Genomic DNA, 24,751 nt, shown 5'->3' with positions numbered 1-24,751 from the left:
CTTTTTAGTTGAATTAGTTTGTGTACGGTAAGCCCAAATTCTTCTCGCTCTAATTCCTTTAGATTAACTCCGGATTAAATAGCGTTAGCCTTGTAAAAGGTGGGGCTTTTCTTTATGATCGTGCTGATAAATTTGTCACAACTAAATAAGTTTTTCGCTGCGGATGCGTCCGCCGAGCGTTCAAAACTGGAGATAAATGGATGAGCAATGCGCCTGTAGATAAAGGCCGCCGTCGGTTTCTGACTGTTGCTACCTCTGTGGTAGGTGGTGCCGGAGCGGTCGCTGCTGCTGTGCCTTTCATTGCCTCGTGGAACCCTAGTGCGCGTGCGCGCATCGCGGGTGCCCCGGTGGAGATGAAAATCGACAAGATCGAGCCTGGTCAGTTAGTAAGAAGCGAATGGCGGGGAAGCCCTGTGTGGGTCATTCGTCGTACCCCAGCGATGGTTGAGCAACTTAACTTAACCGACGACCGTGTGCGGGACCCAAATTCAGACCAACCGCAACAGCCTGAGTATGCGAAGAACCAACACCGCTCAATCGACCCTGAGTGGTTTGTTGCCGTTGGTATCTGTACTCACCTCGGCTGCTCGCCGCAATTCTTGCCGCGTAACTTCACCAATATGGATGGCATCGAGTCGGGCTTCTTCTGTCCGTGTCATGGCTCGCGTTTTGATATCGCAGGGCGAGTATTCCAAGGCGTTCCAGCACCAACAAACTTGGTCGTTCCACCGCATTACTTTGTCGATGAGAGCACCATTTTGATCGGTGTCGATGAGGGGGCTGCATAATGTCACGCTTAATGAATTGGATCGATAAGCGGTTGCCAGTGAGCAACTCGCTGAAGCTGCATGTTACGCAGTATCCAGCACCGAAGAACTTTAACTTTTGGTATTTGATGGGTTCGTTAGCACTGGTTGTGTTAGTGAACCAAATCGTAACCGGTATTTGGTTAACGATGAACTACGACACCAGCGCAACGGGTGCGTTTGCGTCGATTGAATATATCATGCGTGACGTAGAATATGGCTGGTTGCTGCGTTATATGCACTCAACCGGTGCTTCATTCTTCTTCATTGTTGTCTACTTACACATGTTCCGCGGATTAATGTACGGCTCGTACCAAAAGCCGCGCGAATTGTTGTGGGTATTCGGCATGCTGATTTTCCTGGTGTTGATGGCTGAAGCCTTCATGGGTTACATGTTGCCATGGGGTCAAATGTCATTCTGGGGTGCGCAGGTTATCATCTCGTTGTTTGGCGCTATTCCGTATGTGGGTGACGCACTAACAACTTGGATCCGTGGTGACTACGTCATTTCAGGCGCAACACTCAACCGTTTCTTTGCGCTACACGTTATCGCTCTGCCGCTGGTGTTAGTCATTTTGGTGTTCTTGCACATTATTGCGCTGCACGAAGTGGGTTCAAACAACCCAGACGGTGTTGACACTAAGAAGCCGAAAGGCACAGTCCCAGATGAAGAGAAAGCGCCATTTGAGTTCCATGAGCGTTATACCAACAAGTATGACATTGTTGACTCAGTGCCGTTCCACCCGTACTACACGGTGAAAGATATCGTTGGTTTGGCTGGCTTCTTGATTCTGTTCGCGCTGGTTCTATTCTTCGAACCGACCATGGGCGGCCAGTTCCTGGAATCGCCGAACTTTGAAGCTGCTGACCCGATGCGCACGCCTGAGCACATCGCACCGGTCTGGTACTTCACACCATTCTACGCGATTTTAGCGGCCGTACCGAATGCGGTATTGGGTGTGGTGATGATGTTCCTTGCCATTGTCGTGTTGTTCTTAGTGCCGTGGTTAGACCGTTCTACCGTGCGTTCAGTGCGCTATCGTAGCGGTTTTCACAAAGCGAACTTAGCGTTGCTGGTAGTGAGTTTTGTTATCCTTGGCTTTGTAGGTGCGTTGCCACCGACCGAGTTCTGGACAGTAGTTGGCCGAATCTTCACATTTACCTATTTTGCGTTCTTCGTATTGCTGTTTATCTACAGTAAAAACGAGAAAACTAAGCCAGTGCCAGAGAGGGTAACGAAATGATTAAGCGTTTTATCCTAGCTTTAGCTCTGCTATTACCGTCGGTCGCCTTTGCGGCCGGCTACAGCGGGCCATTAGATCGCGCGAACTATGATTTGCGTGATAAAGAGTCGCTGCAGCGTGGCGCCCAAATCTACATGAACTATTGTTTAGCGTGCCACTCCATGCAGTATCAGCGTTACTCACGTACGTTCAATGATTTAGGCATCCCACAAGAACTGGGTGAAGAGCTGTTGCAGTTCACTAGCTCGCCTGGCATGCATAAAACATCAGCAATTGATGCTGACGCTGCAGCTGAATGGTTTGGCTTAACTCCGCCAGACCTGACCATGGTTGCGCGTGTACGCGGTGCAGATTGGATTTACACCTATTTGCGCTCGTTTTATGCAGATGACTCACGTCCATTCGGTGCGAATAATGCTATCTTTGACAACGTAGGTATGCCGCATGTGTTGGAAGAGTTGCAAGGTACGCCGCGTCGCGTCACTGAGCAACGCATGGTTGACGGTGAAATGACCGATGTGTACGTCGGTATTCGCTCTGATGGTAACGGCACTATGAGTCCTGAAGAGTTTGACCAAGCTATGTTAGACTTAACTAACTTCTTGGTGTACACCGGTGAGCCAATGATCCTTGAGCGTCAGCGCATGGGTTACTTTGTCATCGGGTTCTTAATCGTGTTCCTTATCTTAGCTATCTTGCTGAAGAAAGAGTACTGGCGCGATATTAAGTAATCGAGCTCGACAACACCATTTATCAATGGGGGCGTATCACGCCCCCTTTGCTGTTTGCATAAACTGGAGAAAATCATGGCTGTAGCTGCCAATAAACGTTCGGTAATGACCCTTTATTCTGGCAAAGACGATTTGTTCAGTCATCAGGCTCGCATTGTGCTGGCTGAAAAAGGGGTAGGTTTTGAAATCAGCTTTGTAGAAGACGATGACAAACCAGAAGATCTCATGCAGTTAAATCCTTATCCAGACGCAGTGCCAACTTTGGTTGATCGTGAGCTGGTGTTATATAGCTCCAAGATTATCATGGAGTATTTGGACGAGCGCTTTCCACATCCGCCATTAATGCCAGTGTATCCGGTGGCGCGCGGTAATAGCCGTTTGATGATGTATCGCATTGAGCGTGACTGGTACACACTGACCGACGTTATCTTGAATGGCTCGGATAAAGAAGCAGCACAAGCGCGTCAAGAATTGAGCGAAGGTTTATTGGCTTTAGCGCCTTTGTTTGCTGACAATGACTACTTCATGAGTGAAGAATTCAGCTTGGTTGACTGCTATTTAGCACCGTTGTTATGGCGCTTACCGCAGTACAAAATTGACTTAGAAGGCACTGGTTCAAAAGACATCAAGCGCTACATGGTGCGCTTGTTCGAACGCAATTCGTTCCAGAAGTCACTGACTGAAGCAGAGCGCGAACTAGCCCAAGGTTAAGCCGCTTGAAGAACGCGAGGCATGTGCTGATATCGGCCATGCCCACGCGTTTTTATCGCATGCATGACAATCAGAGCCCAACCTGCAGGAGCTATGATGGATTTACAGATGACCCCTCAACGCCCTTATTTATTACGTGCTCTATATGACTGGCTGTTAGACAACCAATGCACCCCGCATGTGGTGGTCGACACCGAGCAGGCGTTTGTTGAAGTACCCCAAGAGCATATTCAAGACGGCCAAATCGTACTTAATATTCATCCTGACGCGGTGACGCGTTTTAATATGGATCTTGAGCATATTAGTTTTGAGGCGCGGTTTAGTGGCTCAGCGCGACGGATTTGGTTGCCTATGGCCGCCATTATTGCGATATATGCGCGCGAAAACGGTGCTGGCACTATGTTTGAACCTGAGCCAGGATTGTTTCCACAGGAGAATCAGGCTGATTCCCAAGACGCTGAAAGCGAACCTCACGCGCAACCAGCGCCCTCTGCACCGAACAAGGGTAAGCCTTCATTGAAGGTGGTGAAATAAGCATCTTGGCAGTGGGCGGGTGAAGCTTGGCGACGCAGGCTAATCCCGCTCAATCACGTCTATCACGCGCTCGACACCGTTAATATGACGGGTGACTTCAATCGCATTCGCAGCCGCCTCGCGGCTTGTACGCCCAACCAAAAATACTTCGCTAGCTTCGGTAAATACGCGTATGTTGCTGTGGTCAAACTGACGCTGGGCTATTAACGTGGTTTTCACCCGCGAGGTTAACAGGGTATCGCGGCTACGTTGGGTGAAGGACACTGGCTCAGCGACACGCAATTGGTCATACACCCGGTTGACACCCTGGGTGTTGCGGATCAAGCGCACTGCCTGCTCGCGCATGCCATTACTACTAACCTGCCCGTAAGCCAACACGTTACTATTATACGTCACGATAAGCACGCGTTGCTCGGCCAACTCGCTTTGTTCCTGGAGCGCAGTCTGAATACGAAGGCGTAAGTTGTTGTCGTCAACTTGGGTGCCTACGTCACGTGCATCCATGGCGACCATAGTGGCGCCCGCTGCACCACCAGCAACCACTAATGCACAGCCCTGTATTGCCGGCATGGCAATGAGTAATAGGCCGAGTGCTGCAAACCGATTGAACATACTAGTGCGCGCCTCCCTGGAAAATTTGCTGCTCTATAAGACTACACAATAAATGGCTAATAAATAATTGCTGCTCGGTGATTCGTGCCGGATTTGCGGCAGGAATCTGAATTTCAATATCGGCAGGCCCCAAAAGACCAGTGGCGTCGCCCGACTCAGTGCCAGTTATCGCAATAATTGTCATTTCACGCGATAACGCGGCTTCCATGGCCTGATGGACGCGTTCTGACTGTCGCTCGCTGATAAACGCGACCAGAATGTCACCTTGACTGCCGATAGCTTGAACTTGGCGTGCAATGGATTCAAGCTCTGAAATTTGACTCGGGCTACCCCCTAATGCGACCGCAGGAAACGGTGGACGTTCCAATTCAGCCCCTTGCAACAGCAAATCGGCGAAATGGTTGGCGACAAACAGGCTTTGTCCATCGCCACAGCTAAATACGCGTTGTCCTGCCAGCAAGCTCGACACCAACAAATCGGCGGCGTCGGTAAGCACATCCGCGAGGGTTTCAGACGCTGCGACTTGAATTTGAATGCTTTCGTTATAATAGTTTTTTAAAAACTCGCGCATGCAGTTTCCTTGTGATTGGTCGTCAATTGTTCGCTGAATCGCTAGAATGCGTCTTGAATCCAGACAATGTCATGAGGTTTTGCCGTGATAGCCACCACGTCAAAGCGACAGGGGGTACTATATTCACAAAGCCCGTGTTGTAAAAGGTAAACTTGAGCACTACGCCGGATTCGCTGCAATTGACCGGGGCGGATTTGGTTCAGAGGGTGTTCAAATGCGGTGTCAAAGCGGAACTTCACTTCGATAAATACCCAAAATTCTGAGTCACGCATGATTAAATCGATTTCACCGGTCTTCAAACGTACATTGCGGGCTACTAAACGTAGCCCGTGCTGATTTAAATAATCCGCGGCGATGTTTTCAAAGTGTGTTCCGGTCGACCGTGTTGACATGGTTAGGCTGTCGTCTGAGGGTGTTACTTTCAAACATAGCCCAACTTAACTGGCGTTGAACGGCGTTGTCGAAAATCTGCAATTGCCCAGTCAGGCCAGCATGGTCGTAACCAGGATACCAGTTCATCGCACTAATACGTGGCAGTAACTCCATGGCGTCATAACCCATGGCCACTAAGCGCTGTGACGATGGCGATAAATTAGGACGTAAGCGAGAAAAGCGCTGCAATAAATCGGCTTGCGGGTGTTCGGGTAATAACCAAGGCGCGTCAGAGAAGGTAATGCCGTCAAGATCACCGCGGCCACGGTTACCGGCGGCCTCGTGCATGGCCGATGAGGCAAACACTGGCATACGGCTCGCAAACGGACTGATGTTGGTTTCAATAAATGGTTTTAGTAAGCGCGCCTGGGCGGCGTCACCAAGCAAGTACACTGCAGTGACGTCCTGGCGACTGCGTGGCTCAGATTCGATGCTGATAGCGCCAGCGGCTGCCTCCACTTGGGCAATCCGTGCAGCAGAGTCGCGCACATGTAAGCTTTGGGCGACGACATCCGGCATGTCGTTACTCGAACGATAGCTGCCAGTGCGCGCTGAAGCAGGTCCGTGACGGCGCTGCCAAGTGGACTCAAATTGGTTGGCTAATTGACGGCCACGTTGGGTGTCAGTGCCAAATACCAATACTTGCTCATGCCCAAGCTGTGACAGATACGCCACTGCTGATTCAACTTCGGTATCAATATCAAGGGCGAAGAAATTATCCAGCGAGGCCGGGTAATCGTCAGGCGCTCGATTTAACCACAAATGCACCCAAGGCGCAGGCTCGTCCATATTCACTAACGTGCGCGCGAAGCGATCAACATATTCACGTGCCAACGGGCCTATGACTGCTTCAATGTTTTCATCATGCAGGCGGCGCAAGGCTTGTTCGGAATCAGTCAGTGAGGTGTCAATAAAGATAACATCTTCATTGCGCTCATTGCTAAGTGCAGCCAGCACACCATCACGGATAGCCTGACCTTGCTGGGCAAACTGGCCGGTTAAGGGTAACAGCACGGCGATGCGTCTAGGTTGCTCACTTATCCATGGCGCATCATTTAGTAACCGCTCGACTCTTGGTGTCGCAGGGTGGGCTGGGAATTGCTGCAACCATAGTTCAAGGCTACCAGCAATTGGCTCGCGCATATCCAGAGCTTGGGTGACGCGGGTAAACAGCGTGGTCCAGCCGCGCATAACGTCATTGTTTTCACGGACAGCTTGGCGCCAGTATGCGGCGGGTACCTGGGCAAAATGCTGCCAAGTGATGTCACTATAATCCTGTTCTGGGTCGTAGGTCGCGAGTTCCACAAGTTGACGCGCAGCACTCAAGTGCCGATTTTGTCCCGCGTATACTTGATAATAAAGCTGGGTGAGCTCTACCCGTTGTTGGCGGTCACGAGTCGACTCAATACTTTCTAACGTGGTTAAAGCACTGCGCCATTGTTCGAAGTGAATCAGTAAACGTGCGCGTTGCATCGCATAATCTGCGCGCAAACTGGTCGGTAACTGAATATCTTCAAGCTGGCTCAACACGGCAGCGCCGCGTTGCCAATCTGCGGCATCGAAAAAGGCATCAGTGGCGCGCAGCAGGTATTGGTAAGTTTGGGCACGGTTTTCGGCATTGCGCGCTAAACGCAAGTAGTCAGCGCCACTGGTGCGAATATCTGGAATTGATTCAACCAAAGGCTCGCGGTCAATGTCGCGCTCTGGCAACTGTTGTTCAGTTGGCTGAGAGGCACAACCAACGAGGGCTAAAATAGCCATGCAGGTGAGTAACTTCTTTGGCACAATACACGCTCTTTATAAATGATGTGTGCATACTATAAACGCCACAACGCAATGACACAATGTAAGGGCTTGGATATGCAGTCAACTGGCACGCTTTATATCGTCGCAACTCCTATTGGTAACCTGCAGGATATCACCTTGCGTGCCCTGGATGTGTTGCAAAGCTGCGATATGATTATGGCGGAAGACACCCGTCACAGCCGTGTATTGCTTGAGCAGCACGGCATTAGCAATAAAGTGGTGGCACTGCACGAGCACAACGAGCGGGCAAAAGCGGACGGCTTAGTGGCGCAGCTTAGCCAAGGTGCAAAAATTGCGTTAATTAGCGACGCTGGCACGCCGCTGATTAGTGACCCCGGTTATCCATTGGTGCGGGCATGCCGTCAAGCGGGTGTGGCTGTCGTTCCTGTGCCTGGCGCGAGTGCGGTGATTACGGCGTTATCCGCAGCTGGCTTACCCACCGACCGCTTCATGTTCATTGGTTTTCTTGCCGCCAAAGCAGGCGCCCGTCAATCCCAACTTAGTGCACTGATGGATGAAGCCGCGACCACGGTGTTCTATGAATCACCGCGGCGATTACTCGACACTTTGAACGCCATGCAAGACACTATGGGGCCCGAACGTGAGGTCGTGGTCGCGCGCGAACTGACTAAACAGTTCGAGACCTTTTTAAGTGGTACTTTGGCCAGCGTGATTGAACAGGTGAGCACGGACAGCAACCAACAGCGCGGTGAAATAGTGATTATGCTACACGGTGCCCGGCGTGACCCAGACGCGGTGCCAGCCGCTGCAGAGCAGCTACTGCGCTTGTTGAGCGCGCAATTGCCGTTGAAAAAAGCAGCTGCGGTTGTGGCAGAACATTATGGCTTGCGCAAAAACCAGTTATACCAATTGGGCTTGAGCTGGCAAAGTGCCGATTAGAATCGCGCCTAAGGCCAAAAAGACGGCGCTGATTATCTGATTGACTGCATGTTAGATGCGGGTACAATGGCCGCCGGAGTCAGCCAAGGCAATCGCCGCTTGCATCAGCAAGGGGAGGAAAGTCCGGGCTCCATAGGGCAGAGTGCCAGGTAACGCCTGGGCGGCGTGAGCCGACGACTAGTGCAACAGAGAGCATACCGCCGATGGCCCGCTTGCGGGATCAGGTAAGGGTGAAAGGGTGCGGTAAGAGCGCACCGCGTGGCTGGTAACAGTTCATGGCACGGTAAACTCCACTCGGAGCAAGACCAAATAGGGATCCTTGGGGTGGCCCGCCTCGGATCCGGGTAGGTTGCTTGAGGCTACAGGCGACTGTAGTCCTAGACGAATGATTGTCCACGACAGAACCCGGCTTATTGGCTGACTCCCATTCTTTTAATCGTCGGTTTGTTCAAACCGGCGCATCCAATCCATCAGCTTTTCAAGCGCTAGCGGCTTCGCATAGTAGTAACCTTGCTGATAATCGACTCCAAGTGTGTCTAAACAGGCCGCTTGGGCTTTGGTTTCTACGCCCTCTGCCACGGTACGAATGCGCAGTGCTTTGGCCATTTGCACCAATACGGCTGCCATGGCTAAACCATCTGCGTCGTGGGGTAATGGGTCAACGAAGCTTTTATCCAGTTTGATTAGCTCAGCTGGAAACCGACGCAAGTAACTGACTGACGAATACCCAGTACCAAAGTCGTCAATCGCAAAAGCGATACCTTGCTGCTGCAAATGCTGGATCATGGTTTGCTGACGCGCTTGTTGCGGCATTAATAAGCTTTCGGTAATTTCAAAAATAACATCGCTCGGCTTCACGTGAGCAAGTTGGATAATGTTTAACCATCGCGCTGGGTTAGCGGCATCGTTGAATTCGAGCGGTGAGCGGTTGACGGCGAGTTTCAAATGCGGCCAGTGTTGCTTTAGCAGCGCAAGGTCTTGGCAGGCTTGGGCTAAAACAAAATCGCCGAGCGCATGAATCGCCCCAGACTTTTCTGCGACTTCAATAAAGGCGCCCGGTGCAATGAGGCCTCGGGTGGGGTGCAACCAACGCACCAACGCCTCGACGTGAGACACCTTGCCTGACTTCGCTACAATCGGCTGATAAAACACCTTAAATTGCCCATTCTTGAGGCCTTCGCGTAGAGCATTGCTCAGGCTCAAGTGGTTCTGCGCTTCTTGTTGCATACTGACATCAAAGAATGCACTGGTATTGCGGCCCGCGCTCTTGGCACTATACATCGCTAAATCCGCGTTTTTGAGTAGCGTACTGACGTCTTTGCCATCGCTTGGATACAGCGCGATGCCAATGCTGCTGTACATATGTAGGGTGTGACCGGCGACTTCAAAGGGGTCCGCTAAAGTTTGCTGAATCTGGTGTGCTAAATTCAGGCTGGTGTCGAGGTCACCTACCTGCTTGAGCACCACCACAAATTCATCGCCACCCAAGCGTGCGATCAAGTCACGTTCGCGCAAACGCATCCACAAGCGTTGCGCCACTTCAACCAATAAAGCATCGCCGACATCGTGGCCTAAGCTGTCATTGACCTGTTTGAAGTGATCAAGGTCAATAAACAGCACACAAAACTGTTCATTGTTGAGTGCGCAGTAGTGGATATAGCGCTCGATTAACTGGCGAATATAACTGCGGCTGATTAAACCGGTTAAGGGGTCGGTTTGTGCCCGACGCTCTATTAAGTCATGGGTTGCCTGCAAACGGCGGTGACTTGAGAAAGCAAGCATCAGCAGTGCTAAGATGGCTAAAATGATGACATTACCGACAATAAAGCCGCGGTAAAAGTGCGCTAACGGCCAACGCCAGTCGCCATCTGCTGGGTACGCCCCCAATTGCCAATGCATTTGGTCTAGGCTGACATCCAACAGTACGGGTTCCTGCGCCCACACGTTGGTATCCCCGAATTGGTGTACGCCATCGACTTGTAGCGCGGTAGTAAAAGGTTGGTTGGCATGGCTGCCAATGCCAGCGTCGGTAAATAATCGTTGGTAGTCGATAACCTGAGAAATCACACCCCAAAGTTCGCCGTTCTCCAGCCGTACCGGAATTCTTGCGATCATCGCGCGGCCGCCTTGAACTAAGTTCGTCGGCGGCTGAATGGTAATATCTTCGGTGGCAATGGCTTGATTGACGCTTTCCAGCTGCGCAGGCAGGTCACGGTAGTCGACCCCTATCGCATTGTAGTTTTCAATGACTGGGTAAATATAAGTGATGACTAAATCCGGCGCAGCGGCGATATGGCGAGTATGCAGGCTATGGTCGAGTAACTGAGCCGCTATCCGCTCAAAGCGTTCCTCACTTAAATTTGGGTCGAGCACAAACTCAGCCTGCAACCCCCGCATACTGACCAAATTAATATTCATTAATCCTTCAAGTGTTGCGCGCTGGGTGGCTAAATGCTGCATTGCGCTTAGGCGTAGGCTGTCAGCGCGCTGATACTGATAGGAGATAATTAAGGCAAATAAAATCGATTGCAGGGCAATGAACGCTGCTAGCAGAAAAAGTATAAACCAATGCTGTTTCCGTTGATTAATCATACGCACATGTTAATGGCGTGTTAGCCATGTATAGTCGAGCATGTTGATATTTAAATCAATATAAACTTATTCCCCAGGCTTAAATTCTTTCCCTCCACAATTTACCACCGATATTCAAAAACTTGCTTCGGACCAGTAAAAATAAGGTAAAGCAGGGTATTAGCAGGTACTTGTTTTTGCTTGACAGCTTCCTAACTGGAGGCCTAGACTGTATTATTGTGGGGAATAGTGGAGAAAAGTGGATCGTAATGCGATCCCGGAGACGATCATGTTTCGAGGTGCGACTGCGCTTAGCATTGATGACAAAGGCCGCTTAGCGATACCAAGTAAGTATCGTAGCCAGCTATTGTCTCAAGCCGAGGGCAAAATGGTCTGCACGATCGACACCCTGCAACCTTGTTTGCTGTTGTATGCGGTGCCCGAATGGAAGGTAGTAGAAAAGCGTCTCGCCGGGTTATCCAGCTTTAACCCTGCAGAGCGTCGTTTGCAGCGCATGTTGCTAGGCCATGCAAACGACTGCGAGATGGATAAGAACGGGCGCTTACTGATTGCGCCAACATTACGTTGCCATGCCGGACTAGATAAAAAAGTGATGCTTGTCGGGCAGTTGAACAAGTTTGAAATATGGTCTGAAGATGCGTGGAATGCGCAAATTCAGCAAGATATTCAGCTTGAACAACAAGGTGGCTTTGAATTGACTGAACGACTTAAAGACTTCTCATTATAATGACAACGACCCCTGAACATGTGCCGGTATTGTTAAACGAGTCAGTGGACGCGCTCAATATCCGTGCCGATGGAACCTATATCGACATGACCTTTGGTCGTGGCGGTCACAGCCGTGCAATTTTAGCGCGTTTAGGTGAGCAAGGGCGTTTGTATGCATTTGACCGTGACCCACGTGCGGCACAAGCTGCTAAAGCATTAGCAGACTCTCCTCAGTTTCACTTCATTCACGCCCCTTTCTCCACTTTGGCTGCTGCCGCGCAACGCGAGCATATCAGCGGTCAGGTTGACGGTATTCTGTTTGATCTTGGCGTTTCGTCCCCACAACTTGACGACGCTGAGCGTGGCTTTAGCTTTATGCGCGACGGCCCCTTAGATATGCGAATGAACCCTGAAGTCGGGCCATCTGCGGCAGACTGGGTAAATAGCGCATCGATTGACGACATGGTCTACGTATTTAAACACTACGGCGAAGAACGTTACGCTCGTCGTATTGCGCGTGCCATTGAGCACGACCGTAAGCAGACTCCTTTTGTGAGCACTGCGCAGCTCGCGGGGTTGATAGCTCGGGTGAGTCCGGTGAAAGAAAAGCATAAACATCCGGCAACCCGAGTTTTTCAGGCTATCCGCATCCACGTCAACCAGGAATTAGAAGAAGCAGAAACCGCATTGCATGCGGCTATCAGCGTATTAGCGCCAGGTGGCCGTTTAGCGGTGATCAGCTTCCACAGCCTGGAAGACCGTTTAGTCAAGCGCTTCATAAAACAACAAAGCGAAGGCGCGCAGCTTCCAGCTGGTTTACCGGTGATGGAATCTGAACGACTAAAAGACTGTACCTTGAAACCACTGAGCCGTGCGATAAAACCTAGTGCGGACGAGGTACAAGCCAACCCGCGAGCGCGCAGCTCCGTTCTTCGTATTGCGGAGCGCTTAACATGAGCCGATTACAGCACATCAGCTTACTCAAAGTCATTGGCGACGACATCATGCGTCTCAAAGGCTTAATGCTGCTGTCTGTATTGTTATTGATCACGGCAATGAGTGTGGTGTACTTGAGCCACCTTAACCGTGAGTTAATGGCTGAACGTGAAGTGTTGTTGCAACAACGCGACGCCTTAGACGTGGAATGGCGGCACTTAGTCATTGAGCAAACTGCGCTAGCTGAACATAATCGCATTGAACAACTTGCCCAACGTAACTTGAGCATGCAGCGTCCTGATGACAAGCAGGAGGTACTGGTGCCATGGCGATAAAACGACCTCGCGGCCGCAATCAGCGGATACTTCGACCAGAACCCATTCAATGGCGTTTTTACACCATGCTGGGTGTGATTGGCTTGGTATTTTGCGCACTGATTGGTCGTGCTGCCTGGATTCAAGTTTTGGAGCCTGACCGCTTGCGTCACGAAGGCGATTTGCGCTCTGTGCGTGTGGCCCATGACGAAGTTCAGCGCGGTAATATTACCGACCGCAACGGTCATGAATTGGCGATTAGCGTACCAGTGCAAACGGTATGGGCGGATCCGCTGCGCCTGCATGAAGGCAATGGTTTAGCTGACATGCGCCGCTGGCAAGCCCTTGCAGAAGTATTTCAAACTCCAGTAGATACTTTAGTCGGTCGGGTCGAAAATCCGAGCCGGCGTTTTGTCTATTTGAAGCGCATGGTAACCCCTGCGGTGGCGGACTATGTGCGCCAACTGAATATTCCCGGGGTGTATTTAAAAAATGAATCACGCCGTTTTTACCCAACGGGTGAAATCAACGCCCACTTAATCGGTGTTACCAATATTGACGGCCAGGGCATCGACGGTATTGAGGCAGTCTACGACGGTCTTTTAACCGGCACACCGGGTCAGCGTCGCTATCGCAAAGACGGTCAAGGTCGTATCATTGAGGAATTAGAAGTGCGCCATGCGGAATTACCGCAAAATGTGCGCTTGAGCATTGACCAGCGCATTCAAGCATTAGCGTATCGTGAGTTGAAGAAAGTGGTCAGCTTCCATGGTGCTACCTCTGGCTCACTGGTGGTGCTTGACGTGCATACCGGTGAAGTCTTAGCGATGGCGAATAGCCCGTCTTATAACCCGAACAACCGCCAAGCCATGCAGCCGCATCAAATGCGTAACCGAGCAATTACCGATACCTTCGAACCGGGTTCAACGGTCAAGCCATTGGTATTCCTGGAAGCTTTGAATCAAGGCTTGATTGAGCCTGACAGCATGATGAACACCAGCCCTGGTTGGATGCGAATTGGCGGCCGTCGTGTGTCTGATTTACGCAATTTAGGCGAAATTAGTGCGCGCGAAGCGCTAGCACAGTCAAGTAACGTCGCGGTGACACGCTTAGCCTTGCAGTTAGACCTTGAAGATTTGCTGGGTGTGTATGGTGGCGCTGGGTTTGGCAACGACACTGGGATTAACCTCATTGGCGAGAGTATGGGCCAAATGAGTCACCGTAACCGTTGGTCTGACTTTGAAATCGCAGCCTTTTCTTATGGCTACGGCTTGGGTGTGACCACCCTGCAGCTGGCGCAGATGTATGCGATTTTGGGTAATGGCGGCGTACAGCGTCCGCTGAGTGTGCTGGCTATGGATACCCCCCATGAAGGTCGCCGCGTGTTTCCTGAAGACGTGACCCGTGAAGTGCTGGGTATGATGGAATCCGTGGTGAGCACAGATGGAACCGGACGTCAGGCTCGTGTGCGCGGCTATCGGGTTGCAGGTAAAACCGGCACCACGCGTAAAGCGGTGCCAGGCGGTTATGGTGATGAGTATGTCGGTCTGTTTGCGGGCGTGTTGCCCGCGTCTGACCCACGCATCGCGATCGCAGTGATGATCAACGAACCTGAAGGTGATGCTTACCACGGTGGTAGCGTCGCTGCGCCATTGTTCTCGACCGTTGCTGAAGGCAGTATGCGAATTCTTAATATTGCCCCAGATGATATTTCGCCCAACAACATTCGCGCCGCAGGTTTTGGGGGGCCACGCAATGACTAGTTTAATTGAGTTATTACCCGACGCACCTGAGGCATTGCCTGAGGTCATCATCAGCGGTCTTAAACTCGACAGTCGCCAGGTTACTCACGGCGACTGTTTTGTAGCTGTGCCTGGGCATCAGGTCGACGGCCGCAATTTTATTCAGGCGGCGATTAAAGCTGGTGCCAGCGTAGTTTTACAACAAGCTAACAGTTTTTCCATCGACCAAAGTGGGTCGGTTCCTATACTCTGTGTGCCGCATTTAGCCGAGCAATTATCGCTGATAGCGGGGCGGTTTTACGGGCACCCAAGCCGACACATGAAAGTGGTCGGGGTGACTGGTACCAATGGTAAAACAACCGTTACTCATTTAGTGGCGCAGCTGTTCCACCGACTTGGGCAGCCAGCCGCTGTAGTTGGAACTTTAGGAAGTGGGTTTACGGACGCCTTGTTAGCTGAAAAGAACACAACCCCAGACCCGATTACCGTGCAGGCGCGTTTAGCTGGTTTGCGCAGTGAAGGCGCGCAAGTGGTGGCAATGGAAGTATCGTCCCATGCACTCGTACAAGGGCGTGTGCAAGCCCTTGAGTTTAGTGCAGTGGCCGCGACCAATGTCAGTCGTGATCATCTGGATTACCATGGTTCGATGGAATCTTACGCTGCGGCCAAAGAAGATTTATTCAGTCATTACCCGACCAAAGCACGGGTGTATAACGAAGACGACGCTTATATTCGTGCCTGGCAACAACGCCATCCTGAGGCCGCGTTCGGCTTCAGTATCCGTGCGACTGCAGCCGATGCCCACAGCGAAGGTGCAAAGCGACTGGTCGCGACGGATCTAGCTTTTCACCCGCAAGGGGCTAGCTTCACCTTGCATTGGCAAGGTCAGCAGCTCAAAGCGCAAACCCCGTTAATTGGCGAGTTTAACGTCAGTAATGTATTGGCAGCCGTGACGGTGCTACTTGCTGACGGTGTCGCGCTCAACCAGATTATTCCACAACTGGCAAGTTTACAGCCGGTTGCAGGTCGAATGGACGCCTTTAGTGCTGACGGTCAACCGTTAGCGATTGTTGATTACGCCCACACCCCAGATGCGCTGGAGCAAGTGCTAAAAGCTGCGCGGCGGCATTGCCGTGGCCAACTCTGGTGTGTGTTTGGTTGCGGTGGGGACCGCGACCGCGGTAAGCGCCCACAAATGGGGGCTATTGCCAGTCAATTTGCCGATGTAGCAGTCGTCACAGACGACAACCCACGCACGGAAGAGCCACTGACAATTATCGCAGATATCGTTAGCGGTATGCAGGGCGGAGCGCGAGTGATTCAACACCCAGGGCGGCGTGACGCGGTGTTGTCGAGCCTCGCCCAAGCTGGGCCAGACGATGTGGTGGTAATGGCCGGTAAAGGCCATGAAGACTATCAAATTATTGGTACTACCAGCCATGCCTATAACGAGCGGCAAGTGGTCGCAGACTATATGGCAACGGCGCAAGGGAATACACCCGAGGGGGCTAGCGCATGATAGCCGTCGACTTAGCCTGGGTCGCAGAAGCGGTCACAGGGGAATTACAACTAAACGGATCGGAAACTACAAGCGATGCGGTGATTAACCGAGTCACTATCGACTCGCGTGACGTGCAAGCTGGCGATTTGTTTATAGCGATTCAAGGCCCGCGCTTTGACGGCCATGATTACGCCGCACAAGCCATTCAAGATGGCGCCGTTGCGGTGATAAGCATGCATGCACTTAAACTCGATGCGCCAGTGATTGTGGTCAAAGACACCCGTTACGCGTTAGGTCAGCTAGCAGCAGCCGTGAAGCAGCGTTGCGAAGTCAAAACCATTGCAATGACCGGCAGTAGCGGTAAAACCACCGTCAAAGAAATGTGCGCGGCTATTTTACGCCAGCACGGAAAAGTACTCGCCACCCAAGGTAACTTTAACAACGATATTGGCGTACCGCTGACCTTGCTCAACCTCACCCCTGAACATGATTACGCGGTGATAGAATTGGGCGCTAACCATCGCGGCGAAATTGCTTATACCACAGGGCTGACCAAGCCTGACGTAGCGTTAATCAACAATGTGTCGCCTGCCCATGTTGAAGGTTTTGGCGATATCTGGGGCGTTGCCCATGCCAAATCAGAAATTGCCAAAGGCTTACCTGCCAATGGCGTAATTTGGACCAATGGCAATTCGCGCTTTCATTCATTTTGGCTACAAGAATATGCCCAACGCCAACATAAAGTGTTTGCGGTCGCCAACCCTGAGTTGCCGAAACAAGTACAAGCGGATATTTGGGCGCAGGATATTCAACTCGACGCCCAGGGCTGTGCAGCCTTTACCTTATGTTTAGGCGATAAGCGTCAACCGGTTAAAGTGCCAATCCCTGGTGAGCACAATGTCGCAAATGCCGTTGCGGCGGCGGCACTTTGTAGCGAGCTTGGGGTCAACATAGAGTCGATTGCCAGCGGTATTGCCAGTATTCAGCCAGTGCCGGGGCGCATGAATGTACACACAGTGCGACCCAACCTGAGAATTATTGACGACACCTACAATGCCAATGTCGCGTCAGCCAAAGCGGCGATTGATGCGTTGGCGAGCTTCAACGGCTACCGAGTAATGGTACTGGGTGATATGGGTGAACTGGGCGCGCATGCGCGGGAATATCATGAAGAAGTCGGCGCCCACGGTATTCAGGCTGGTATCGATAATTTATTTACCCTTGGCGTGCTCAGCCAAAGTGCGAGCGAAACCTTTAATGGCCATGGCGGTCAACATTTTGACCATCAAGACGCGCTGGTTGCAGCGCTAGTAGAGACAATGACACAACAACAAGAACTCACCATTTTAGTTAAGGGCTCGCGTAGCGCCCGTATGGAACGAGTCGTAGAAGCACTGATTACGCGGGCTTCACAGACCAATCAGGGGAGCACCGCATGTTAGTTTGGCTAGCTGATTACCTACAACTCTATTACACCGGCTTCAATGTGGTGCAATACCTGACTATGCGCGTCATTTTAGGTATTTTAACTGCATTAATGCTGTCGCTGTGGCTCGGCCCGAAAGTTATCGTTGGCCTGCAACGTTTACAGGTCGGGCAAACCGTACGTGACGACGGGCCCCAAAGTCATTTAAGTAAATCAGGCACGCCAACAATGGGTGGCTTACTGATTTTAATGGCGATCTTCATATCGGTATTGCTGTGGGCAGATTTAAGTAACCGCTATGTCTGGGTAACGTTAGTGGTGATTGGCGGCTTCGGTATTGTTGGCTTCATTGACGATTATCGCAAAGTCGTGCGCAAAGACCCTGCTGGCTTAATCGCGCGCTGGAAATACTTCTGGCAGTCGGTCATCGCGGGTACGGTCGCTGTGTATTTGTTCTACACCGCAGGCCAGGACGCTGAAACTGCGTTACTGATTCCTTTTGTCAAAGACGTGATGCCGCAACTCGGCGCGCTCTACATTCTGCTGGCGTACTTTGTAATTGTGGGCACCAGTAACGCGGTTAATTTAACCGACGGCCTGGATGGGTTAGCGATTATGCCAACGGTGATGGTGGCTGGCGCATTAGGTGTATTTGCCTACGTCACGGGTAACGTCAATTTCTCTGCATATCTTCAAATTCCTTATATTCCTCAGGCTGCGGAGCTCACCGTCGTGTGCGCGGCTATCTGTGGTGCCGGGCTTGGGTTTCTTTGGTTTAACACCTACCCAGCCCAAGTATTTATGGGCGATGTCGGGTCGTTGGCGCTTGGCGCAGCGTTAGGCATTATCGCGATTTTAGTGCGCCAAGAATTAGTGTTACTGATTATGGGCGGCGTATTCGTGATGGAAACCTTATCCGTCATGCTGCAGGTGGGTTCTTACAAAATGCGCGGTAAGCGTGTGTTTAGAATGGCGCCGATTCATCACCATTATGAGCTGAAAGGTTGGCCGGAACCCCGCGTGATCGTGCGTTTCTGGATTTTGTCTTTGGTGCTGGTGCTGATTGGCCTAGCCACATTGAAATTAAGGTAAATGATGCAGGTTACAACCACATTGCAAGCATATGAGCGTATTGGCGTGCTGGGTCTAGGTTTGACCGGGCTATCGGCTGCGCGCTTTTTGCTGGGTCATGGGTTGTCGCCAGTGCTGATGGACACACGCGCTGAGAGTGTACAAAAACTGCAAGCCGAACCAGCACTGGCTGCGTGCGAGCAATACCTCGGCGCGCTAGATCTTGAAGCTTTGTTAAGCCTTGATTTAGTCATTATGAGCCCAGGCTTAGCATTTAAAGACCCCGCGCTGCTAATGGCGCGTGACGCTGGGGTTGAGTTCATTTCTGATATCGAATTATTTGCACGCTTAGTGCGGGTGCCAGTGATTGGTGTCACCGGGTCAAACGGGAAGTCGACGGTGGTGTCGTTAGTCACTCATATGCTACGCGAATGTGGTCGTGACGTTGGGTTGGGCGGCAATATAGGCACCCCAGCACTGGACTTATTTAGCGCCGAGCATGATTGCATGGTGCTCGAGCTTTCCAGCTTCCAACTAGAGCAAACCCATAGCTTGAACTTAGCTGCGGCCACGGTGCTGAATATCAGTGCTGACCATATGGACCGCTACCCGAGTTTAGATGCGTATGCACTGACCAAAAACCGAATTTATCGTCGCGCTGAAGTATTAGTGTTTAACCGCGATGACAAGCGTACGCTGCCAAGCCGTGTGCGGGCATTGCAACATACGGTTAGTTTCGGGTTGCAGGACGATGATCAAAATTTCGCATTAGAACTACAAGGCGGCGACGAATTTATTTGCTTCAACGGTCAGCCTTTGGTGGCGACCCAACGCTTAAGCTTGCCCGGTGAGTACAATAAAGCCAACGTGATGGCGAGTTTAGCCTTAGTGGCTGCCTTGGGCGTTGATCTTGAACGTGCAGCCCAAGCCGCCACAAGCTTCCAAGCGCTGAAACACCGTTGCCAGCTAGTTAAAGACGCTAAGCATGTGCGTTGGATTAACGATTCTAAAGCCACCAATATTGGCGCAGCAGCGGCGGCTGTCGAAGGGTTGCGAGCTGATGTGACAGGTAAGTTGATTTTGATTGCGGGCGGCGACGCCAAAGGTGCGGATTTAAACGAACTCAAGCCGGTATTAGCGCAGGTAGATGAGCTGATTACGTTAGGTAAAGACGGCCCTGCGATTGCGGCGTTAAAAGCTGGCAGTCACCAAGTGAGCAGCATGTCTCAAGCCGTGAAAAAAGCGGCCAGCCTGGCCAGCAAAGGTAGTTTGGTGCTGTTGTCACCAGCCTGCGCTAGCCTCGATATGTTCAATGATTACCAACAGCGCGGTGACGTATTTATTGCCGCTGTGGAGGCTGTCCATGGCGTCACGTGAACAGCAACTTGAACTCCAAATGCCGGTCGCAGCGGGTACCTGGCAACGCATAAAAGGCTGGTATGCGAGTCAACAAAGCAACCTGTTATATGACCGTCAGCTGTTATTAATTATGCTGGCGTTGGCGGCGTTAGGCTTGGTTATGGTGACGTCAGCATCGATGCCGGTTGGTGAGCGGTTAACCGGGAATCCATTCTACTTTATGCTGCGCCACGGCATGTATATGGCGTTTAGCCTGGTGGTGGCTGGCGTGGTTCTGACCCAGCCGATGTCGCGCTGGGAGCAAATGAACGGTTGGTTGTGCTTAGCCGCTATCGTGATGTTAATTGCGGTGTTATTTGTCGGCCACACCGTGAACGCGGCGACACGATGGATTCGGATTGGCCCGATGACGTTGCAGGTCGCAGAATTTGCGAAACTATTCTTTTTCGTGTTCCTTGCCAGTTATTTGCACCGGCGTCATGACGAAGTGCGAAAGAACTTAAAGGGCTTCTTTAAGGCTCTTATTCTGCTCGGCTTTATCAGTATGCTGCTGCTCCTGCAGCCGGACCTCGGTACTGTGGTGGTAGTTGCGATGACTAGCATGGGTATGTTGTTCTTAGCGGGCGCGCGAATTATGCAGTTCTTCGCGGTGGCGCTGACGCTGCTTATCGCATTATTGCTGCTGATTATTATTGAGCCTTACCGGATGCGCCGGGTGACCTCATTCTGGAGCCCCTGGGATGACCCCTTTGGCAGTGGTTATCAGCTGACCCAATCGCTGATGGCATTTGGCCGCGGCGACTGGTTCGGACAAGGGCTGGGCAACAGTGTGCAAAAGCTACAGTATCTGCCTGAAGCACATACCGACTTTATTATTTCGATTATGGCCGAGGAACTTGGTTTTATCGGCGTCGTGGTTACGGTATTATTATTGTTCGCTTTAGTGGTAAAGGCGCTATTTTTGGGTCAGCGTGCATTGCGTCAAAAGCGGCCATTCTCTGGTTACTTAGCCCACGGCATTGGTATTTGGTTTGGCTTTCAGACCATGGTCAACGTCGGTGCAGCCGCAGGGCTTATTCCTACCAAAGGCTTAACCATTCCTTTTATTAGTTACGGCGGTAGTAGCTTGTTAGCCATGACCATTGCACTCGCTATTTTGCTGCGCATCGATTACGAGTTGCGGGTGAATTATCGTGACCCCGGGCAGAAGCCGGTCAGCCGGGTCCGTGGAGGTGCGCAATGAGCGACGTCAATGGATTAAGCACTAAGCGCATCGTGATTTTTGCGGGCGGCACCGGTGGGCACGTATTTCCAGCCCTCGCGGTGGCAGAAACGCTGCGTGCAGCCGGGCACCACGTGAGCTGGGTTGGCACGGCTGAGCGGATTGAAGCGCGTTTGGTGCCGGCAGCAGGATTCGAGTTTCATTGCATGGCGCAGCAAGGTTTGCGTGGTAACGGGCTGCTTGGGTATGTGAAAGCGCCGTTTAGTTTACTGGCTGCTGTGTTCAAAGCTCGACGCTTAATTCGCCAGCAACAGGCCGACTTAGTATTGGGGTTCGGCGGTTATACCGCGGGCCCAGGTGGGGTCGCCGCACGCTTAAGTGGGGTGCCGTTACTTATTCATGAACAGAATGCGGCGCCAGGCTTGACCAATAAGTTATTGGCAAAAATCGCACAACGCACTTTATTGGGCTTTGCTGCGGCCAAAGACGTCCTAAGCGGGGCGCAGTGGGTGGGTAACCCAGTGCGTGAACAAGTGTTTAGTGCCAACCAAGACGCCAAGCGTGGCGAGCAACCGATGCGTGTGTTGGTGGTAGGTGGCAGCTTGGGCGCGCAAGTATTGAACGAGCAAGTGCCAGCTGCGCTGGCGAAATGGCCCCACAGCGACATCAAGGTCACCCATCAAGTGGGTAAAGGCCGTGCCCAAGAGACTCTGGCACGTTACGCACAGTGCCCAAGTTCGGTGCGTGTCAGCGTGCATGAGTTTATTGATGATATGGCCAAAGCCTATGCACATCATGACTTAATCATCTGTCGCGCGGGGGCTCTGACAGTCGCTGAAGTTGCGGCTGCGGGGATTGCCAGCATCTTGGTGCCCTATCCGCACGCGGTTGACGACCACCAGACCCGCAACGCAGAGGTGCTGGTGATGGCCCATGCTGGGGTGTTGATCCCACAGCCGAAGTTAACGGCTGAACATTTGCTGACCACGCTGGAAGAGCTGTATGCGGTGCCAGATAAAATTCGCGACATGGGCGCTAAGGCGCGCAGTGTGTCGCAACCCGAGGCAACGGCAAAGATTGTTGCCCATTGTTATCAATTAATGAATAAGAAGGCCGCTGTATGAGCCTAGTTACAACCAAAACGAACGCAAATAGCCGAGTGCCTGGTATGCGCCGAGTCAAGCGCATCCACTTTGTTGGTATTGGGGGCGCGGGCATGGCAGGTATTGCCGAAGTATTGCTCAACCAAGGCTATGATATTTCAGGCTCAGATATTGCTGACAATGCCAATACCTCACGTTTGCGTAGCCTCGGCGCTTGCATCAAGATTGGCCACGCTGCTGAGCACGTGCATGCCGCTAATGTGGTGGTAGTCTCATCGGCGATTAAAGCCTCTAACCCTGAATTAGCAGAAGCGAAATCGCAGTTAATTCCAGTGGTGCGCCGAGCTGAAATGTTGGCAGAGTTGATGCGTTTTCGTCATGGCATCGCGGTGGCGGGCACCCATGGTAAAACTACCACCACCAGCCTGATCGCGAGTATTTTCGCAGCCGCTGAGCGTGACCCGACGTTTGTGATCGGTGGTTTGTTAAATAGTGCAGGCAGTAATGCGCGCCTTGGCAGTAGCAAGTATTTAGTTGCCGAAGCGGACGAAAGTGATGCGTCATTTTTGCATTTACAGCCAATGGTATCGGTAGTGACGAATATTGAAGCCGACCATATGGACACCTACGGCGGTGACTTTAGCCGGGTGCAGGAGACCTTTGTCGACTTTTTGCATAATTTACCGTTTTACGGTGTCGCAGTGATGTGCACCGACGACCCAGTCATTTGCGATTTATTACCGCGCGTTGGGCGTCAGATTATTTCTTATGGGTTTAATCAGCAAGCGGACGTACGTGCCACGCAGTACGCGCAGCAAGGCAATCAGAGCCAATTTGTGGTTGAGCGTAAAGGTCACCAGCCGTTGGCATTGGCCCTGAATTTACCCGGTCGCCACAATGTACTTAATGCCCTTGCTGCCATAGCGGTAGCCACTGATGAAGGTATTGATGATGCGGCCATTAAACAAGCGCTACTGAGCTTTGAAGGCATCGGGCGACGCTTCCAGCATTATGGCACCTACCCACTGGGTGGCGGCGATGTGATGTTGGTGGATGATTACGGTCACCACCCCAGCGAAGTGGCTGCGACCATTGCCGCAGTGCGTTCAGGCTGGCCAGAGCGTCGTTTAGTGATGTGTTTTCAACCACACCGCTACAGCCGCACACGCGACTTATATGAAGACTTTGTTGAAGTGCTCAGTGACACCGACGCCTTGCTGTTGCTTGAAGTATATGGCGCCGGTGAAGAGCCGATTGCTGGTGCGGACAGCCGTTCATTATGTCGCTCGTTACGTCAACAGGCGGGTTTAGAGCCGGTCTATGTCAAGCGCGTGGAAGAACTGGCTTCGCGTTTAGCCGACGTGGTGCAACCGGGCGATATCGTGTTGACTCAAGGTGCGGGCAATGTTGGCGCGCTAGCACGTGAATTACATGCTACCCAGTTGCAGCCTCAAGCTTTACAGGGGCAAGGGGGCGAGCATGACGCATAAGTTTGGCAAAGTTGCGGTATTAGCCGGCGGCACGTCGGCAGAACGTGAAGTGTCATTGCGTTCAGGTGCGGCAGTGACAGAAGGGTTACAAGCTGCGGGTGTTGATGCCCATTGGGTCGACCCTGCCAGCACGGATGTGTTGCAGTTACGAGCGCTGGGTTATGAACGTGTATTTATAGCTTTGCATGGCCGTGGTGGTGAAGATGGGCACATGCAGGCTTTGCTTGAAGCCCTCGGTTTGCCCTATACCGGCAGCGGTGTGATGGCCTGCGCGTTGGCCATGGACAAAGCACGCACTAAGTACTTATGGCGTGGCATGGGGTTACCAACAGCCGCAAGTGCGGTGTTACACGCAGCAACCTGGCAACAGGTCGACCTAACCCAATTGCTGGCGCAATTAGGTGGCAAAGTCATGGTGAAGCCAAGCCAGGAAGGGTCAAGTGTGGGTATGGCCCAAGCCAATAATGCAGAAGAATTGCAGCATGCGTTGACCGAGGCGCTGCATTACGACAGTGAAATTTTGGTCGAGCAGTGGTTGCATGGCGCTGAATATACGGTCGCGGTGGTTGATGGCGAAGCCTTGCCTGCGATTGAAGTGCGCACGCCACATGCATTTTACGATTACGCAGCGAAGTACCAAGACAATACCACGGAATATATTTGCCCTGCGCCGGTAAGTGCTGAACTTGAACAACAGCTTCGCACCTTGGCGTTAGAAGCCTTTGCCGCAGTTGGCGGGCGTGGCTGGGGCCGCGTTGATATCAAGCAAGATCAACATGGCGAACTGCAGTTGTTAGAAGTGAATATGGCGCCGGGAATGACCACAAAAAGCTTAGTGCCGATGGCGGCCAAGCAGCAGGGCATGAGTTTTAGCCAATTAGTGGTGCGTATCCTGGACGGCGCGCAAGTAGCTGACAAGGCACCTGGCGTTCTGGGGTGA

Annotated in this window: 23 protein-coding genes and 1 other RNA gene; 19 read left to right on the top strand and 5 right to left on the bottom strand. The window is 51.9% G+C overall.

The window, feature by feature from the left end:
• Positions 1-200: 200 nt before the first annotated feature.
• The 5 genes from petA to CWE07_RS02845 all read left to right on the top strand — a co-directional run bounded on the left by petA (position 201) and on the right by CWE07_RS02845 (position 4,026).
• Entirely contained in the window at positions 201-788 is a 588-nt protein-coding gene (petA, locus tag CWE07_RS02865) for a ubiquinol-cytochrome c reductase iron-sulfur subunit (protein WP_111570226.1), read from the top strand.
• Complete coding sequence (locus tag CWE07_RS02860; protein ID WP_181452297.1) at positions 788-2,050, top strand: cytochrome b; 1,263 nt, start codon at positions 788-790, stop codon at positions 2,048-2,050. Before petA ends, CWE07_RS02860 begins: the two co-directional genes overlap by 1 nt.
• Entirely contained in the window at positions 2,050-2,781 is a 732-nt protein-coding gene (locus CWE07_RS02855) for a cytochrome c1 (protein ID WP_111570283.1), read from the top strand. The genes CWE07_RS02860 and CWE07_RS02855 overlap by 1 nt, the downstream gene beginning before the upstream one ends.
• A gap of 75 nt (positions 2,782-2,856) precedes the next feature.
• Positions 2,857-3,492: a stringent starvation protein SspA gene (gene sspA, locus CWE07_RS02850; protein WP_111570228.1), complete on the top strand. Its 636-nt coding sequence runs from the start codon at positions 2,857-2,859 to the stop codon at positions 3,490-3,492.
• Between the two features lie 108 nt (positions 3,493-3,600).
• The gene (locus CWE07_RS02845) at positions 3,601-4,026 is read left to right on the top strand and encodes a ClpXP protease specificity-enhancing factor (RefSeq protein WP_181452299.1); all 426 of its coding nucleotides are present in this window, start codon (positions 3,601-3,603) and stop codon (positions 4,024-4,026) included.
• 39 nt (positions 4,027-4,065) lie between these two features.
• Here the strand turns inward: CWE07_RS02845 and CWE07_RS02840 are convergent, their stop codons facing one another.
• Genes CWE07_RS02840 through CWE07_RS02825 form a run of 4 tightly spaced genes read right to left on the bottom strand, consistent with a single transcriptional unit; the run spans position 4,066 to position 7,426 of the window.
• Positions 4,066-4,638: a BON domain-containing protein gene (locus CWE07_RS02840; RefSeq protein WP_111570230.1), complete on the bottom strand. Its 573-nt coding sequence runs from the start codon at positions 4,636-4,638 to the stop codon at positions 4,066-4,068.
• A 1-nt stretch (position 4,639) separates the two neighbouring features.
• Complete coding sequence (locus CWE07_RS02835) at positions 4,640-5,209, bottom strand: D-sedoheptulose-7-phosphate isomerase (protein ID WP_111570231.1); 570 nt, start codon at positions 5,207-5,209, stop codon at positions 4,640-4,642.
• A gap of 41 nt (positions 5,210-5,250) precedes the next feature.
• Complete coding sequence (locus tag CWE07_RS02830; protein WP_111570232.1) at positions 5,251-5,601, bottom strand: YraN family protein; 351 nt, start codon at positions 5,599-5,601, stop codon at positions 5,251-5,253.
• Positions 5,570-7,426: a penicillin-binding protein activator gene (locus CWE07_RS02825; protein ID WP_126818966.1), complete on the bottom strand. Its 1,857-nt coding sequence runs from the start codon at positions 7,424-7,426 to the stop codon at positions 5,570-5,572. Before CWE07_RS02825 ends, CWE07_RS02830 begins: the two co-directional genes overlap by 32 nt.
• Before the next feature lie 75 nt (positions 7,427-7,501).
• Here CWE07_RS02825 and rsmI point away from each other — a divergent pair, with 75 nt between their 5' ends.
• The gene (rsmI, locus tag CWE07_RS02820; RefSeq protein WP_111570234.1) at positions 7,502-8,347 is read left to right on the top strand and encodes a 16S rRNA (cytidine(1402)-2'-O)-methyltransferase; all 846 of its coding nucleotides are present in this window, start codon (positions 7,502-7,504) and stop codon (positions 8,345-8,347) included.
• A 75-nt stretch (positions 8,348-8,422) separates the two neighbouring features.
• Positions 8,423-8,776, top strand: an RNA gene (gene rnpB, locus CWE07_RS02815) — RNase P RNA component class A.
• A gap of 3 nt (positions 8,777-8,779) precedes the next feature.
• On the opposite strand, the gene CWE07_RS02810 is transcribed toward rnpB, so the two are convergent.
• Positions 8,780-10,939: a putative bifunctional diguanylate cyclase/phosphodiesterase gene (locus CWE07_RS02810; RefSeq protein WP_111570235.1), complete on the bottom strand. Its 2,160-nt coding sequence runs from the start codon at positions 10,937-10,939 to the stop codon at positions 8,780-8,782.
• Between the two features lie 268 nt (positions 10,940-11,207).
• On the opposite strand from CWE07_RS02810, the gene mraZ reads away from it, so the two are divergent.
• The 12 genes from mraZ to CWE07_RS02750 are packed head-to-tail and all read left to right on the top strand — an operon-like array spanning position 11,208 to position 24,751.
• A complete protein-coding gene (gene mraZ / locus CWE07_RS02805; RefSeq protein WP_111570236.1) occupies positions 11,208-11,666 on the top strand; it encodes a division/cell wall cluster transcriptional repressor MraZ in 459 nt (152 codons plus the stop codon).
• The gene (rsmH, locus tag CWE07_RS02800) at positions 11,663-12,604 is read left to right on the top strand and encodes a 16S rRNA (cytosine(1402)-N(4))-methyltransferase RsmH (RefSeq protein WP_111570237.1); all 942 of its coding nucleotides are present in this window, start codon (positions 11,663-11,665) and stop codon (positions 12,602-12,604) included. The genes mraZ and rsmH overlap by 4 nt, the downstream gene beginning before the upstream one ends.
• The gene (ftsL, locus tag CWE07_RS02795) at positions 12,601-12,918 is read left to right on the top strand and encodes a cell division protein FtsL (protein WP_111570238.1); all 318 of its coding nucleotides are present in this window, start codon (positions 12,601-12,603) and stop codon (positions 12,916-12,918) included. The genes rsmH and ftsL overlap by 4 nt, the downstream gene beginning before the upstream one ends.
• Positions 12,909-14,660, top strand: a complete 1,752-nt coding sequence (locus CWE07_RS02790) for a penicillin-binding transpeptidase domain-containing protein (RefSeq protein WP_111570239.1) — start codon at positions 12,909-12,911, stop codon at positions 14,658-14,660. The genes ftsL and CWE07_RS02790 overlap by 10 nt, the downstream gene beginning before the upstream one ends.
• Positions 14,653-16,158 carry a UDP-N-acetylmuramoyl-L-alanyl-D-glutamate--2,6-diaminopimelate ligase gene (murE, locus tag CWE07_RS02785; protein WP_111570240.1) on the top strand — a complete coding sequence of 502 codons (1,506 nt, stop codon included), beginning with the start codon at positions 14,653-14,655 and terminating at the stop codon, positions 16,156-16,158. The genes CWE07_RS02790 and murE overlap by 8 nt, the downstream gene beginning before the upstream one ends.
• Positions 16,155-17,582, top strand: a complete 1,428-nt coding sequence (locus CWE07_RS02780) for a UDP-N-acetylmuramoyl-tripeptide--D-alanyl-D-alanine ligase (RefSeq protein WP_111570241.1) — start codon at positions 16,155-16,157, stop codon at positions 17,580-17,582. Before murE ends, CWE07_RS02780 begins: the two co-directional genes overlap by 4 nt.
• Entirely contained in the window at positions 17,576-18,658 is a 1,083-nt protein-coding gene (gene mraY, locus CWE07_RS02775; protein ID WP_111570242.1) for a phospho-N-acetylmuramoyl-pentapeptide-transferase, read from the top strand. The genes CWE07_RS02780 and mraY overlap by 7 nt, the downstream gene beginning before the upstream one ends.
• Positions 18,659-18,661: 3 nt before the next feature.
• A complete protein-coding gene (gene murD, locus CWE07_RS02770) occupies positions 18,662-20,014 on the top strand; it encodes a UDP-N-acetylmuramoyl-L-alanine--D-glutamate ligase (RefSeq protein ID WP_111570284.1) in 1,353 nt (450 codons plus the stop codon).
• The gene (gene ftsW / locus CWE07_RS02765) at positions 20,001-21,239 is read left to right on the top strand and encodes a cell division protein FtsW (protein WP_111570243.1); all 1,239 of its coding nucleotides are present in this window, start codon (positions 20,001-20,003) and stop codon (positions 21,237-21,239) included. The genes murD and ftsW overlap by 14 nt, the downstream gene beginning before the upstream one ends.
• Positions 21,236-22,342, top strand: a complete 1,107-nt coding sequence (gene murG / locus CWE07_RS02760; protein WP_111570244.1) for an undecaprenyldiphospho-muramoylpentapeptide beta-N-acetylglucosaminyltransferase — start codon at positions 21,236-21,238, stop codon at positions 22,340-22,342. Before ftsW ends, murG begins: the two co-directional genes overlap by 4 nt.
• Positions 22,339-23,811, top strand: coding sequence for a UDP-N-acetylmuramate--L-alanine ligase (gene murC, locus CWE07_RS02755; RefSeq protein ID WP_111570245.1), 1,473 nt, complete (start codon positions 22,339-22,341; stop codon positions 23,809-23,811). The genes murG and murC overlap by 4 nt, the downstream gene beginning before the upstream one ends.
• Positions 23,801-24,751 (top strand): D-alanine--D-alanine ligase, encoded by a 951-nt coding sequence (locus CWE07_RS02750; protein WP_111570246.1) that lies wholly within the window; start codon positions 23,801-23,803, stop codon positions 24,749-24,751. Before murC ends, CWE07_RS02750 begins: the two co-directional genes overlap by 11 nt.

It is taken from the genome of Aliidiomarina maris (assembly GCF_003987335.1).
Lineage (GTDB): Bacteria > Pseudomonadota > Gammaproteobacteria > Enterobacterales > Alteromonadaceae > Aliidiomarina > Aliidiomarina maris.
The sequence above is the reverse complement of the archived record's forward strand: the minus strand, read 5'-3'. Positions and strand labels throughout refer to the sequence as shown.